This is a genomic window from Actinomycetospora sp. (assembly GCF_036497585.1).
GTDB lineage: Bacteria > Actinomycetota > Actinomycetes > Mycobacteriales > Pseudonocardiaceae > Actinomycetospora.
Map to the genome: position 1 here is coordinate 21,116 of NZ_DASXJD010000124.1, position 13,504 is coordinate 34,619.

Below are 13,504 nucleotides of genomic sequence, written 5' to 3' on the forward strand. Positions count from 1 at the left end.
CTGGATCGGATGGACTGACCCGCGACGCTAGGGACGGCGCGGCCGGACATCGTCTGCCGTTCGGCAGAGGGGCTCCCGGCGGGTCGGTGCAGGTCGAGCGCCTACCCTGGGGAGCGATGACCGCAGCGGTGCGCACCTTCGCGATCCGGACCCACGGGTGCCAGATGAACGTGCACGACTCCGAACGCCTCGCCGGGGTGCTCGTCGAGGCCGGCTGGGAGCCCGCGCCGGCCGACGCCGCCCCCGAGGAGGCGGACCTCGTCGTGTTCAACACCTGCGCGGTCCGCGAGAACGCCGACAACAAGCTCTACGGGCAGCTCGGGCGGCTCGCCCCGGTCAAGGCCGCGCGGCCCGACCAACAGATCGCGGTCGGCGGGTGCCTCGCGCAGAAGGACCGCGAGACGGTCACCAAGCGCGCCCCGTGGGTGGACGTCGTCTTCGGCACCCACAACGTCGGGTCGCTACCGGCCCTGCTCGAGCGCGCCCGGCACAACGGCGAGGCGCAGGTCGAGATCCTCGAGGCGCTCGAGACGTTCCCGTCGCACCTGCCCGCCCGCCGCGAGTCCGCCTACTCGGGCTGGGTGTCGATCTCGGTCGGCTGCAACAACACCTGCACGTTCTGCATCGTCCCGTCGCTGCGCGGCAAGGAGGTCGACCGCAGGCCGGGGGAGATCCTCAGCGAGGTCGAGGCGCTGGTCGCCGAGGGCGTGCTGGAGGTGACGCTGCTCGGCCAGAACGTCAACGCCTACGGGGTGGGCTTCACCGACCGCGCGAGCGGCCGCACCGCGTTCGCCGACCTGCTGCGCGCCTGCGGGGAGGTCCAGGGCCTCGAGCGGGTGCGCTTCACGAGCCCGCACCCGCGGGACTTCACCTCCGACGTCATCGCCGCCATGGCCGAGACGGCGAACGTCTGCCCCCAGCTGCACATGCCGCTGCAGTCCGGGTCCGACCGGGTCCTGAAGGCGATGCGCCGCTCCTACCGGGCGCGGCGCTACCTCGAGATCGTCGACGAGGTCCGCGACGCGATGCCCGACGCGGCGCTGACCACCGACATCATCGTCGGGTTCCCGGGGGAGACCGAGGAGGACTTCGTCGAGACGCTGCGCGTGGTGCGCGAGTCCCGGTTCTCGCAGGCGTTCACCTTCCAGTACTCGCCGCGCCCCGGCACCCCGGCCGCGTCGCTGGCCGACCAGGTGCCCAAGGCCGTCGTGCAGGAGCGGTACGACCGGCTGGTGGCCCTGCAGGAGGAGATGTCCCTCGCGGGGAACCGGGAACAGGTCGGCCGCGACCTCGAGCTGCTCGTCGCCAGCGGCGAGGGCCGCAAGGACACCGCGACCCGGCGGATGAGCGGCCGGGCCCGCGACGGCCGGCTGGTGCACTTCACCCCGACCGGACCGGCCCTCGACGGCGAGGTCCGGCCCGGCGACGTCGTCACCGTCCGCGCCACCTACGGGGCGCCGCACCACGTCGTGGCCGACGGCGACGTCCTGTCCCACCGCCGCACGCGGGCGGGCGACGCGCAGGAGGCGGGGAGCCGCCCGACGACGCCGCGGGTGACGCTGGGGCTGCCGACGGTGGGGCGTCCCGCGCCACTGGCGGTGTCGAGCGGCTGCGGTGTGGGGAGTCCGAACGCATGAGCCGTCCCAACCCGTTCGACGAGCCCGCCGGCCAGGTCGAGGCCCCCGAGCCGGCGCGTCCGTCGATCTCCCGCGAGGTCGACTTCGGCCCGAAGGTGCTCGTCGCCGCGGTCGCGGTGCTGGTGCTGCTGGTGGCGGTCATCTTCCGCTGGACGGCCGACGGGGCGACCGGCTGGGAGGTCGTGTCCGGCATCTCCGGGGTCACGAAGCTGCCGCGGCTGTTCTCGATCCTCGCGCTGGTCTTCGGGGTCGGGTTCTCGGTGGCGTCGGTGCTGACGCGTCGGTGGGTGGTCGTGTTCGCGACGGCCGCGGGGTGCTGCGTCACGTCGGTGACGGGGCTGTGGGCGATCTGGTCGCAGAACACCGTCCCGGGCCACGGGGCCGGCTTCGGGCTGTGGCTGGCGCTCGTCGCGATGATCGTGCTCGCCGGCCGGTGGGCCACCTGGGCGCTCTCGCGCGACTGAGCTTCAGGGCCCCTGGCGGCGTCCACCCCTGTTGACGGATTGTTGAACGATCCTTACGTTGGGCCGACTTCGTCAGGGAGACCCCATGACCGACGTCCCGGAGAAGCACCCCGTCGAGCAGGAGCGCGGCGCGCCGGCACCCGAGACCCCACGCCCCGGCGTGTCGGTGAAGCGCTTCGTCGCCGTCGCCGGCGCGATGTTCCTCATGGCGATGTCCGCCGCCGGGCCCGCCGCGATCCCGTCGATCTTCCGGTGAGCCGGGTGGGGCACGGTCGCGCAGGATGGGCGCCGTGACCCGCTCCCTGCGGCCGTGCGGCGACACCGGTCTGCTCGTCGAGCTGGACACCCTGGCCGAGGTCCTCGGACTGCACGCGGCCCTCGCCGCCGACCCGCCCGAGGGCGTCGTCGACCTCGTCCCGGCGGCGCGCACCGTGCTGCTGCGCGTGCGCTCGGCAGCTGATCTACCCGGCGTCGCGCAGGAGGTGCGCGACCGCAGGGCGACGTCGCCCGGGACCCGCGAGGCGGGCGGCGAGGTCACCGAGATCGCGGTGACCTACGACGGCGAGGACCTCGACGAGGTCGCCGCGCACACCGGCCTGGACCACGACGAGATCCTCGAGGCGCACGCCGGGCGGGTGTGGACGGTGGCGTTCGCCGGCTTCACGCCCGGGTTCGGCTACCTCGCGCCCGAGGACGGCGACCCGCGGCTGCACGTGCCGCGGCGGGCGTCGTCGCGCACCCGCGTCCCGGCCGGGGCGGTGGGGCTCGCGGGCGAGTTCAGCGGGGTCTACCCGCGCGAGTCGCCCGGGGGCTGGCAGCTCATCGGGCGCACCGACCACGTGCTGTGGGACCTCGAGCGCGACCCGCCGGCCGTCCTCGTGCCGGGGGCCCGGGTCCGGTTCCGTCCGACATGAGCGCGTGGGTGGAGATCACGGCGACCGGCCCGCTCTGCACGGTGCAGGACGCGGCCGGGCGGCCGGGGCGGGCCGACCTCGGCATCGGGGTCTCCGGCGCGGCCGACCGGGCGGCGCTGCGGCGGGCCAACCGGCTCGTCGGCAACGACGAGGCCGCGGCCGGTCTGGAGGTCACCTTCGGCGGCCTGCGGTTCCGGGTGACGACGACGACGGTGGTGGCGCTGACGGGCGCCCCGGCCCCGATGACGGTGGGCGCCCGCCCCGGTGACCCGCACCGACCCGTCGTCGTGCCCGCGGGGACCGAGGTGGCGCTGGGGACCCCGCCGAGTGGACTGCGCAGCTACGTGGCGGTGCGGGGCGGGATCGCGGTGGACCCGGTGCTGGGCAGCCGGGCCACCGACACCGTCGCGGGCCTCGGGCCGCCGGTGCTCGCGGTCGGCACCGAGCTGCCGGTCGGGCCGCCGCCGTCGTCGCCGGTGCCCGCGGTGGACGTCGCGCCGGAGGCCGGGCTCGTGGGGGAGCTGGTGCTCGGGGTGGTCCCCGGCCCCCGCCACGACTGGTTCACCGACGCCGCCCTCGCGACGTTCCTGCGCGCGGCGTGGACGGTGACCGAGGACGCCAACCGGGTCGGGTTCCGGCTCGAGGGCCCCGAGCTCGCCCGCACGGCCGAGCGCGACGGCGCCGAGCTGCCGAGCGAGGGGGTGATCCGGGGGAGCGTGCAGGTCCCGCCGTCCGGGCGCCCGACGGTGTTCCTCGCCGACCACCCGGTGACCGGCGGCTACCCCGTGATCGGGGTGGTGCTCGACGCCGACACCGACCGCGCGGGCCAGCTCCGGCCGGGGGCCACGGTCCGGTTCCGCCGGGCGTCCGTGTCGGAGACGTCCCGCCCGTGACGGAGGGGTGCGCGTCGTGGTCGAGCTCAGCCGGTGGCGCGCTCCGCCGCGGCGAGCCACTCCCGCCATTGCTCGGCCTGGGCCTCGGCCTCCCTCGCGCGGCGCTCGTCCCCGGCCGCGCGGGCCTTCGCGGCCTGCGACTCGAACTGGGCGACACGCTCCCGGAACTGCCCGACGCGGGCCTCCCGCTCCGGGTCGACGCGCGACCAGCGACGGTCGACCGCGGCGCGCACCCGGTCCTCGACCTCCTTGAGCCGGGCCGCGAACTCGCGCACCCGCTCGCGGGGGACCTTCCCGATCTCGTCCCAGCGCTCCTGCACCGAGCGCAGCGCGGCGCGGGCGGCGTCGACGTCGGAGAGGTCGATCGCGGCGGCCTCGGCGAGCAGCTTCTCCTTGGCGGTCGCGTTGCCGGCGAACTCGGCGTCGCGGGCGTCGAACGTCGACGAGCGGCGGGCGAAGAAGTGGTCCTGCGCCCCGCGGAAGCGCGCCCAGAGGGCGTCGTCGGCGTCCTTCGACGTGCGCCCGGCGGCCTTCCATTCGGCCATGAGCTCCTTGTACCGCCCCGCCGTCGTGCCCCAGTCCTCCGACTCCTGCAGCGACTCCGCCTCGACGACCAGCTCCTCCTTGCGCGCCTTGGCGGTGGCGCGGGCGCGGTCGAGCTCGGCGAAGTGCGCTCCCCGACGACGGGTGAACGTCTCGCGGGCCTTGGCGAACCGCTTCCAGAGGGCGTCGTCGGTCTTGCGGTCGATCCCGCGGATCGTCTTCCACTCCTCGAGCATCGACGAGAAGCGGTCGCCCGCGTGCTTCCAGCGCGTGGTCTCCTCGGCCAGGGTCTCGGCCTCGCCGATGAGCGCCTCCTTGCGCGCCACCGCCTGCTCGCGGGCGGTCGCCTTCGCCGACTTCTCGGCGCGGCCGGCCTGCTCCGCAGTGGTGATGACGGCGTCGAGCCGGGTGACCAGTCCGGGGACGTCGCCCACGACGGACGCGACGTCGAGGCGCTCGCGCAGCACGGTCGCGCTGCGCAGCGCGCCCGCGGCGTCCCCGCGGCCGGACTGCAGTCGCCGGACCAGCAGGTCTGCCTCGGTGCGGAGGTCGTCGAAGCGGCGCGCGTAGTGGGCGAGCCCCTCGGCGGCGTCCCCGGCCTGCCAGGAGCCGACCGCCCGCTCGCCCTCGGGGGCGACGGTCCAGACGGTGCCGTCGGCGTCCACGCGCCCCCAGCGGGCGGGCTCGTCCGAGGCGGGCAGGACGGTCGGCAGCTCGGCAACGTCCGCGGCCGGGGTGGCCGGGGTGGGCGAGGGGATCGGTGCCTCGGGAGCCGGTGCTTCGGGAGCCGGTGCCTCGGGGGCCTCGGCGGCCGGCGCCTCGGGGGCCTCGGCGGCTGGTGCCTCGGGGGCCTCCGGAGCGGCGGGCTCGGGTGCCTCTGGAGCCGGGGACTCGGCCATGGACGACGAGGCGAGGTCGGCCGGTGTGGGCAGCGGGTCGGGCTCCGGATCCGGCACGTGCTCGATCGACGGTGGGGTCGCGGAGCCGACGCCGTCCCTGGACACGTCGTCATCCGTCGTCGCGACGGTCCCCTCCCGCTCCGTGACGTCCTCGGTGTCCACGCTGTCCACGGTGCCCGCGCCCTGCCCGTCCTCGCTCGTCAGCGCACCGGACCGCGTCCCGACCGCGTCCGGGACCGCGCCGGCCACCTCCGTGGCCTGCTCGTCGGCCATTCGCCGTACACCTCCCGCTCCGATCGTGCGGGCATTCAAACAGCTCCCCGGTCAGCGTCGCACCCCCGACCTGCGACGACCCGCACTTTCCTGCCGCGGCGAGCCGATCCACCGGACCGATCCGTCCCCGGTGTCCACGCCGCCCCTCGGGACCGACACCACCTGGGTGGCCACCACTTTCTGCGGCACGTAGTTCGTCGAGGTGTAGCGCCAGCAGTGGGCGGCCCAGTCCCAGTACCGGCCGTAGTAGTGGTGGCCGGTGCCGCCGTCGGCGTCGTGCTCGTACTGCGGCGGCGGGGAGCAACGAGCCGCTGGTCACGGCGGTGCGCTCCACGCGCCCGATAGCGTGGGCCCGTGATCGAGAGGGCGGCGCCGTCCCGGCCGATCGCGCTCGTCGGGCCGACGGCGACGGGCAAGTCCGAGCTGGCCCTGGCGCTGGCCGGGCGGCTGGCCGGGGTCGAGGTCGTCAACGCCGACGCCATGCAGCTCTACCGCGGCATGGACGTCGGCACTGCGAAGCTGCCCGTCGAGGCCCGCCGCGGGGTGCCGCACCACCTGCTCGACGTCCTCGACGTGACCGAGACCGCCACCGTCGCGGCCTACCAGCGCGACGCCCGTGCCGCGGTCGACGACGTCCTGTCCCGCGGCGGCACCCCGGTCGCCGTCGGCGGCTCGGGGCTCTACGTGCAGGCCCTCGTCGACGACCTGCGCTTCCCGGGCACCGACGCGGCGGTGCGCGCCCGGCTCGAGGCGGAGCTCGCGGACCTCGGGCCCGGGGCGCTGCACGAGCGGCTCGCCCGCGTCGACCCGGACGCCGCCGCGGGCATCCTGCCCAGCAACGGCCGGCGGGTGGTGCGGGCGCTCGAGGTCGTCGAGATCACCGGGGCGCCGTTCGCCGCGAGCCTGCCCCGCCCGGGAGCGCCGCGCCGGGGCACGCTGCTCGTCGGGATCGACCGGGACACGACGGCGCTCGACGCCCGGATCGAGGCGCGGGTGGACGACATGCTCGCCGCGGGCCTGCTCGACGAGGTCCGCGGGCTCGTCGCGCGGGGCCTGCGCGACGGCGAGACCGCGTCCCGGGCCGTCGGCTACCGCGAGCTCCTCGAGGTCCTCGACGACGACGGCCGCGATCCGGACCCGGCCGCGCTCGCGGAGGCGCGCCGCCGGATCGTCGTCGCGACCCGCCGCCTGGTCCGCCGGCAGCGCTCGTGGTTCCGCCGCGATCTGCGGGTGCGGTGGTTCGACGCGTCGTCGGCCACGCTCGTCGACGACGTCGTCACCCTCACGCGTGAGCCGGCCGGCGCTTCGTAGGCTGGTCAGGAGGAGGCGCCGCATGGAGTTCGTGCTCGGCCACGGCACGGAGAACGACTTCGTGCTGCTGCCCGACCCCGAGGACCGGCTCGACCTCGGCCCGGCCGCCGTCCGCGCGCTGTGCCACCGCCGCCGCGGGCTCGGCGCCGACGGGGTGCTGCGGGTCGTCCCGTCCCGGGAGCCGGGCGCCGAGTACGCCATGGACTACCGCAACGCCGACGGCTCGCTCGCCGAGATGTGCGGCAACGGGGTGCGGGTCTTCGCCCGCTACCTGGTCGAGGCGGGGCTCGTCGCGGCCGGGACGTTCGCCGTCGCCACCCGCGCCGGACTGCGCACCGTCACCCTCGGCGACGACCCCGACGGCGAGGTCACGGTCGACATGGGCCCGGCCCGGCTCGGCGAGGAGTCGGTCGCGATCCTGCCGTCGGCGGTCGGGCCCGCGGCGTCGGTCACCTCCTACGCCGGGGTGGCCGTCGACGTCGGCAACCCGCACCTGGCCTGCGTCACCACGGCCGACCTCGACGCCCTCGACCTCACCCTCGCCCCCGGCCACGACGCCGAGCTCTTCCCGGGCGGGGTCAACGTCGAGTTCCTGACGCCCCTGACCCCCGACGGGGCCACCCGGCTGCGGGTGCACGAGCGCGGGTCCGGCGAGACGCGCTCGTGCGGCACCGGGACGGTCGCGGGTGCGGTCGCGGGGCTGCGGGCCGCAGGCCTGGACGCGGGCACGGTGACGGTGACGACGCCGGGTGGCGTGCTGCGGGTGGGGGTCGGCGTCGGTCTGGGCTCGGGTCCGGGCTCGACGACGACGCTGACCGGCCCCGCCGTCCTCGTCGCACGTGGCGAGGTGGCGCTCGAGGACGACCCGGACCGTCCCGGGGAGATGCGGGCCCGCGTCGGTCTCCGCTCCGCAGCCGGGGTGTGACTCCGCGTCGCGCGCCGGAAAACGTGGTGACGGCGCGTCGACCGTGGGACAGTGGAACGCACGATGACAGAACCTGCATCCGATCGTTTCGTCCCGGCCGAGTCGAGCGTGCCCGCGCGCCGCGGCCGTCGTCCCGACCACGCGGGCATCGAGATCGACCCGGCGCCGCTCGACGCGGACGCGCCCGAGGAGACCGATCCGACCCGCGGTGCCCTGGACCTCGAGGAGCGCTCGTCGCTGCGGCGCGTCCCCGGTCTCACGGGTGCGTCGACCGAGCTCACCGACGTCACCGAGGTCGAGTACCGGCAGCTGCGCCTCGAGCGCGTCGTGCTCATCGGTGTGTGGACCGAGGGCAGCGCCGCGATGGCCGATGCCTCCATGGTCGAGCTCGCCCGGCTCGCCGAGACGGCGGGCTCCGAGGTCCTCGACGGGCTCGTCCAGCGACGTTCCCACCCCGACCCGGCCACGTTCGTCGGCTCCGGCAAGGTTGCCGAGCTGCGAGAGACGGTCTCCTCGACCGGCGCCGACACCGTGATCGCCGACGGTGAGCTCTCGCCCGGCCAGCTCCGCCAGCTCGAGGAGAAGCTCAAGGTCAAGGTCGTCGACCGGACCGCCCTGATCCTCGACATCTTCGCCCAGCACGCCCGCTCCCGAGAGGGCAAGGCGCAGGTCGAGCTCGCCCAGCTGCGCTACTTCCTGCCCCGCCTGCGCGGCTGGGGCGAGTCGATGTCCCGCCAGGGTGGCGGCGCCGGCGGTGGCGGCGGTGCCGGCGGCGGCGGGGTCGGCACCCGTGGTCCCGGTGAGACCAAGCTCGAGACCGACCGACGGCGGATCCACCAGCGGATCGCGAAGCTGCGCCGCGAGCTCGAGGGCATGAAGACCGTCCGGGAGACCCAGCGCGACCGTCGTCGCCGCCGCGAGGTGCCCGCCGTCGCCATCGCCGGGTACACCAACGCCGGCAAGTCCTCGCTGCTCAACGCCATCACCGACGCGGGCGTGCTCGTCGAGGACGCCCTGTTCGCCACGCTCGACCCGACCACCCGCCGGTGGGAGACCCCGGACGGGCGGGAGGCGACGCTCACCGACACCGTCGGCTTCGTGCGCCATCTGCCCCACCAGCTGGTGGAGGCGTTCCGCTCGACGCTCGAGGAGGTCGGCGACGCCGACCTGGTGGTGCACGTCGTCGACGGCTCCGACCCCTCGGCCACCGACCAGATCGCCGCGGTCCGCGGGGTGATCGCGGACATCGGGGACGCGAAGGCCACGCCGCCGGAGCTGCTGGTGGTCAACAAGGTCGACGACGCCGACCCGCTCGCGCTCGCCCAGCTGCGGGCGACGCTGCCGGGCGCGGTGTTCGTCTCGGCCCGCACCGGGGAGGGCATCGAGCTCCTGCGGCGCCGCGTCGCCGAGGCGCTGCCGCGCCCGGAGGTCGAAGTCGACGTCCTGCTGCCCTTCACCGAGGGCGCCCTCGTCGGTCGGGTGCACGCTGAGGGCGAGGTGCTCGCCGAGCGCCACGTGGCCGAGGGCACCGTGCTGCAGGCCCGCGTCGGGCCGGAGCTGGCCGCCGCGGTCGAGCGGGCGTCGGTGGGCGCGGACCTCCCGGTCTCGTGAACGACGGTCCCGGCAGGGATGTCGGTCCGGTGACGTCCGCCCTCGGGTGAGCGGCGCCGTCCTGGCGTCACATGCCAGGAACGCGCCGTTGCTGCCGTGGGGCGGCCGGGCTCGTCGTCGGGTGAGCGGCGCCGTCCTGGCGTCAGATGCCAGGAACGCGCCGTTGCTGCCGCCGCCCCGGCGGGTGCTCTGCGTGGCCCTCGCCGTCCTCGGGACCGTGACGGTCCTCGTCGCTCCCGGTGCGGTGCCCGCCGCCGCGGCCCCGGCGGCGCCGGTGAGGCGGTGCGTGCTCAGTGATCCGCGGCTCGACGAGGTCTCCGGGATGGCGGTGACGCCGGCCGGACCCGCCGTCGTGGACGACAGCGGCAACGCAACGGTGGTCTACACCCTCGCGCCGGACTGCTCGGTCGTCTCGGCCCGGTCGGTCGGCGTCGTGGGCCGCGACGTCGAGGACCTCGCCCGCAGCGCGGACGGCACTCTCTGGCTCGCCGACATCGGCGACAACGACCGCCGGCGCACGACGATCGCCCTGATCCGGCTGCCGGTGCGCGGCCCCGCGTCGGTCCGGCGGCTGGTGTACCCGGACGGCCCGCACGACGCCGAGACGCTCCTGCTGCCGCCCGACGGCCGCCCGGTGATCGTCACCAAGGACCTCGGCGGGCGCAGCGGGGTCTACACCACGGACGTGCCGCCCGTCGGGTCGTCGCCCACCCCGTTACGGCACGTCGGCGAGCTGGTCGTCCCGCTCTCGGCCACCGACGGCGGGCCGGCCGGACCGTTCGGACGCGGCCTGCTCACCGGCGGGGCACTCTCCGCTGACGGGCGGGTCGTCGCGGTGCGGACCTACACCGACGCCTGGCTCTACCGCGTCGACGGTGACACCGCCTCCGCCGACGCCGTCGTCGCCGCGCTGCGCGGAACGCCCGTCGACGTGCCACTGGCCGGGGAACCCCAGGGCGAGGCGGTCGCGTTCACGGCCGACGGGACGCTGCTCTCCGCGGGGGAGTCCCCGACGTCCCGGGCGGGCGGCGGGACGGCCTCCCTGCGGGCGGTCGCCGGCGCCGCGTCGCTCGTCCCGACCTCCGACCCGGCGTCACCCGCGCCCTCGTCGTCGGCACCGCCGCCGGGCTCCGGAAGCCGTGACGCGGCAACGTCCACGCCGGGGACGGGAGGTCCGTCGACGGGCGTGGTCGTCGGTGTCGTCGGGGCGGTGCTGGGCGCGGCGGTGCTGCTCGGGGCTCTGGTCCTGGCGGTGCGGACGCGGACCGTCCGGCGCCGGGCACGGGGCCGCCGGTGATCGTTCCCGGCGCGGGTCGGCGTGTGGCTCAAAGCTTGCGCAGCACCGCCACGACCTTGCCGAGCACGGTCGCCTCGTCGCCGGGGATGGGCTCGTAGGCCTGGTTCGCCGGGAGCAGCCAGACGTGGCCGTCGCGGCGCTTGTAGGTCTTGACCGTGGCCTCGTTGTCGAGCATCGCCGCCACGATCTCGCCGTTGTCGGCGACCGGTTGCTGGCGGACCACCACCCAGTCCCCGTCGGTGATGGCGGCCTCGACCATCGAGTCCCCGACCACCTTGAGCAGGAACAGCGACCCTTCGCCGACCAGCTCCTTCGGCAGCGGGAACACGTCCTCCACGGCCTGCTCGGCGAGGATCGGCCCACCCGCCGCGATCCGGCCGACCACGGGTACGAACGACGGCGTCGGCCGATCGGCGCGGAGCGACTCGGTGTCGGCGGCCGCGCCGAGCTCGGGGTCGAGCTCCTCGGGCAGGCGGACGTCGAGGGCCCGCGGGCGGTTCGGGTTGCGCCGCAGGTAGCCCTTCTTCTCCAGCACCTTCATCTGGTGCGCGACCGACGAGGTCGAGGTGAGGCCGGCCGCGTCCCCGATCTCCCGGACGCTCGGCGGGTAGCCGACCCGCTCGACGTGGTCGCGGATGACCTCGAGGACCTTGCGCTGCCGGGGCGTCAGGCTCGGGGCGCCCGAGGCCGACGGCTCCGGCTCGCGGTCCGGGAACGCGTGGACCTGTGCCGTGACCACCGCGGGCGCCGGGTCACCGCCCTCCACCGGACCGGCGGTGACGACGGCGTCGACGTCCCCCAGACCCTCCGGGGCGCCGACGTCCCCCGCTCCCGGCGGGGGCGAGTCGCCTCCGCGCCTGCGTCCAGCCATGGTTCCTCCTCCGTCCGGCCCGACAGCGGGCGCCGCGGCCGACAGCGATCTTGCGATCACGGTGTCGCCGGGGCGCCGGTGACGCTGCGTGCTCCCGAGACCCGAAGGTAGCGCCGACGGCCGACGGGATCAAACACGTGTTCGAACGACACGCCGGTCGGTCCGTCGACGTTGTCAGGGGTCGATGCTAGACATCGCACACGCGTTCGATCGAACGCCTGTGCGAGGGAGAGGCTTCCGATGACGACACCGACGACGACCCCGACGGCGGCCCGCAGGAGCACCGTGACCGACCCGCGGCCGGGCTCCGCGGCGGAGGTCCCGGCCCAGGTCGGCCGGGGTGGCGTGGCGGCGGCCCGTGGCGTGGTCCCCGGAGTGGCGCGGCCGGCGTTCCCGGCCCCGGCGCCATGGGTGCCGGCACCGACGCGGCCCGCGGGGCGGCGCGACGCCCGCCGGCCGGCCGGCCGGCCGGCCGCCCTCGTCACGCCGCTCGTGCGGCCGCCGCTCTCGCCCGACCGGGTGAACCCCGTCGCGGGGTCGGGGCGGGTTCCTGCGCCGGGGGTGGCCGCGCGGCGGCGACGCACCGTCGCGACGGTCGTCCTGGGCGTGGTCCTGCTCGGGCTCGTCGTCCTGGCGGTGCGCCTGGGCGGTGCCGCGACGCCCGAGGCGCCGCCGGGCCCGGTGCCCGCGGGGAGCACGGTCGTGGTCGTGGCGCCGGGGGAGACGCTGCTCGACGTCGCGCGGCGGGCTGCGCCCGCGGCCGACACCGACGCCGTCCTCGCGCGGATCCGCACGGACAACCATCTCGACGGCTCGGTGGTCATCCCGGGGCGTCCGCTGGTCGTCCCGGCCGGTTCCTGAACGGCCCGGCCTCCGGTCTCACTCCCACGGGTCCCAGGGGTCCGGGCCTTCCCGGTGCGCCGCCGCCCGTCACCCGACCCGCCGCCGCTCGGCGCGCGGGTCCCCGGGAGGCGTGATGGGAGTTGCACCGATTCCTCGGGTGTCGCTAGCGTCCCGCCCCAACATCTTGTGGTTACATTGATGTAGTTAGTCCACAGGTTGTGCATGTAGGTGGAGGCCCCGTCCACAGGGAAGTCCACCGCGGTCGGTGGTCCGTCCACCGGCGGCGCCGCCCGGTCCACGGCCGGAGGTGCCAGGTCCACAGGGTTGTCCCCAGGACGACGGCCGTCGGCCGGCGATCCAGAGGGACTCCGGGTCTCGACACGGGAGGGGAGCCGAGGGTGCGTTGTCCGTTCTGCCGCAACGACGACTCGCGGGTCGTCGACTCGCGCGAGGCCGACGAGGGCCAGGCGATCCGTCGCCGCCGCTCCTGCACCGCGTGCGGGAAGCGGTTCACCACCGTCGAGGAAGCAGTCCTCGCGGTGGTCAAGCGCAGTGGGGTCACCGAGCCGTTCAGTCGCGACAAGGTCGTCCGCGGTGTGGCCCGGGCCTGTCAGGGGCGCCCGGTCGACCCGGACGCGATCGCGCTGCTGGCCCACAAGGTGGAGGAGACGGTGCGGGCGTCGGGTACGGCCGAGGTGCCGAGCCACGAGGTCGGGATGGCGATCCTGGGCCCGCTGCGGGAGCTGGACGCGGTGGCCTACCTGCGGTTCGCCAGCGTCTACCGCAACTTCTCCTCCGTGGCCGACTTCGAGGCCGAGATCGCCGATCTGCGCGGGCGGATGTCCGTCGACGGCGATGCGGGGGACGGCGCCGGGGTCGGCGGGGTGAGCAGCACGGACGGGACGGACGAGCGGCCGGACGGGAGCGGTGCCGAGGGCGCCGCCGATGGTGACCGGTCGGGGACATCGATGCCGGGTCGTGGGGAAGCGTCCCCGGCACACGCGAGCACGAGGGGATGAGCGG

Annotated in this window: 13 protein-coding genes; 11 read left to right on the forward strand and 2 right to left on the reverse strand. The window is 75.7% G+C overall.

From position 1 onward, the window contains the following. The first annotated feature begins 116 nt into the window (after nt 1-116). The 5 genes from miaB to VGH76_RS12375 all read left to right on the forward strand — a co-directional run bounded on the left by miaB (nt 117) and on the right by VGH76_RS12375 (nt 3,908). Nucleotides 117-1,637, forward strand: a complete 1,521-nt coding sequence (gene miaB / locus VGH76_RS12355) for a tRNA (N6-isopentenyl adenosine(37)-C2)-methylthiotransferase MiaB (RefSeq protein ID WP_331556977.1) — start codon at nt 117-119, stop codon at nt 1,635-1,637. Then, nucleotides 1,634-2,101, forward strand: a complete 468-nt coding sequence (locus VGH76_RS12360; RefSeq protein WP_331556978.1) for a hypothetical protein — start codon at nt 1,634-1,636, stop codon at nt 2,099-2,101. The genes miaB and VGH76_RS12360 overlap by 4 nt, the downstream gene beginning before the upstream one ends. An 85-nt stretch (nt 2,102-2,186) precedes the next feature. After that, a complete protein-coding gene (locus tag VGH76_RS12365; RefSeq protein WP_331556979.1) occupies nt 2,187-2,357 on the forward strand; it encodes a hypothetical protein in 171 nt (56 codons plus the stop codon). 34 nt (nt 2,358-2,391) lie between these two features. Beyond that, nucleotides 2,392-3,015 carry an allophanate hydrolase subunit 1 gene (locus VGH76_RS12370; protein ID WP_331556980.1) on the forward strand — a complete coding sequence of 208 codons (624 nt, stop codon included), beginning with the start codon at nt 2,392-2,394 and terminating at the stop codon, nt 3,013-3,015. Next, on the forward strand, nt 3,012-3,908 hold the full coding sequence (locus VGH76_RS12375; RefSeq protein WP_331556981.1) for a biotin-dependent carboxyltransferase family protein: 897 nt from the start codon (nt 3,012-3,014) through the stop codon (nt 3,906-3,908). Before VGH76_RS12370 ends, VGH76_RS12375 begins: the two co-directional genes overlap by 4 nt. Before the next feature lie 26 nt (nt 3,909-3,934). Here the strand turns inward: VGH76_RS12375 and VGH76_RS12380 are convergent, their stop codons facing one another. Continuing rightward, a complete protein-coding gene (locus tag VGH76_RS12380) occupies nt 3,935-5,623 on the reverse strand; it encodes a DUF349 domain-containing protein (protein ID WP_331556982.1) in 1,689 nt (562 codons plus the stop codon). 354 nt (nt 5,624-5,977) lie between these two features. Between VGH76_RS12380 and miaA the strand changes: the two genes are divergently transcribed. From miaA to VGH76_RS12400, 4 genes are all read left to right on the forward strand, one after another. Further along, nucleotides 5,978-6,934 carry a tRNA (adenosine(37)-N6)-dimethylallyltransferase MiaA gene (gene miaA / locus VGH76_RS12385; protein ID WP_331556983.1) on the forward strand — a complete coding sequence of 319 codons (957 nt, stop codon included), beginning with the start codon at nt 5,978-5,980 and terminating at the stop codon, nt 6,932-6,934. A 22-nt stretch (nt 6,935-6,956) separates the two neighbouring features. Continuing rightward, the gene (gene dapF / locus VGH76_RS12390; RefSeq protein WP_331556984.1) at nt 6,957-7,859 is read left to right on the forward strand and encodes a diaminopimelate epimerase; all 903 of its coding nucleotides are present in this window, start codon (nt 6,957-6,959) and stop codon (nt 7,857-7,859) included. 63 nt (nt 7,860-7,922) lie between these two features. Further along, a complete protein-coding gene (hflX, locus tag VGH76_RS12395; RefSeq protein WP_331556985.1) occupies nt 7,923-9,470 on the forward strand; it encodes a GTPase HflX in 1,548 nt (515 codons plus the stop codon). A gap of 121 nt (nt 9,471-9,591) precedes the next feature. Next, nucleotides 9,592-10,767, forward strand: a complete 1,176-nt coding sequence (locus VGH76_RS12400; RefSeq protein ID WP_331556986.1) for a hypothetical protein — start codon at nt 9,592-9,594, stop codon at nt 10,765-10,767. Nucleotides 10,768-10,795: 28 nt separating this feature from the next. Here VGH76_RS12400 and lexA read toward each other — a convergent pair whose 3' ends face one another. Further along, the gene (lexA, locus tag VGH76_RS12405; protein ID WP_331556987.1) at nt 10,796-11,638 is read right to left on the reverse strand and encodes a transcriptional repressor LexA; all 843 of its coding nucleotides are present in this window, start codon (nt 11,636-11,638) and stop codon (nt 10,796-10,798) included. A gap of 240 nt (nt 11,639-11,878) precedes the next feature. Here lexA and VGH76_RS12410 point away from each other — a divergent pair, with 240 nt between their 5' ends. Together VGH76_RS12410 and nrdR are read left to right on the forward strand one after the other, a co-directional pair. Next, a complete protein-coding gene (locus VGH76_RS12410; RefSeq protein WP_331556988.1) occupies nt 11,879-12,499 on the forward strand; it encodes a hypothetical protein in 621 nt (206 codons plus the stop codon). Nucleotides 12,500-12,879: 380 nt separating this feature from the next. Beyond that, nucleotides 12,880-13,500, forward strand: coding sequence for a transcriptional regulator NrdR (nrdR, locus tag VGH76_RS12415; protein ID WP_331556989.1), 621 nt, complete (start codon nt 12,880-12,882; stop codon nt 13,498-13,500). The last annotated feature ends 4 nt before the right edge of the window (nt 13,501-13,504 follow it).

Excerpts from the sequence above, each read along its gene's own strand:
- VGH76_RS12360 (WP_331556978.1), top strand. The coding sequence starts at position 1,634 with ATGAGCCGTCCCAACCCGTTCGACGAGCCCGCCGGCCAGGTCGAGGCC.
- VGH76_RS12375 (WP_331556981.1), top strand. The coding sequence starts at position 3,012 with ATGAGCGCGTGGGTGGAGATCACGGCGACCGGCCCGCTCTGCACGGTG.
- VGH76_RS12365 (WP_331556979.1), top strand. The coding sequence starts at position 2,187 with ATGACCGACGTCCCGGAGAAGCACCCCGTCGAGCAGGAGCGCGGCGCG.
- hflX (WP_331556985.1), top strand. The coding sequence starts at position 7,923 with ATGACAGAACCTGCATCCGATCGTTTCGTCCCGGCCGAGTCGAGCGTG.
- VGH76_RS12410 (WP_331556988.1), top strand. The coding sequence starts at position 11,879 with ATGACGACACCGACGACGACCCCGACGGCGGCCCGCAGGAGCACCGTG.
- miaB (WP_331556977.1), top strand. The coding sequence starts at position 117 with ATGACCGCAGCGGTGCGCACCTTCGCGATCCGGACCCACGGGTGCCAG.
- VGH76_RS12380 (WP_331556982.1), bottom strand. The coding sequence starts at position 5,623 with ATGGCCGACGAGCAGGCCACGGAGGTGGCCGGCGCGGTCCCGGACGCG.
- dapF (WP_331556984.1), top strand. The coding sequence starts at position 6,957 with ATGGAGTTCGTGCTCGGCCACGGCACGGAGAACGACTTCGTGCTGCTG.
- lexA (WP_331556987.1), bottom strand. The coding sequence starts at position 11,638 with ATGGCTGGACGCAGGCGCGGAGGCGACTCGCCCCCGCCGGGAGCGGGG.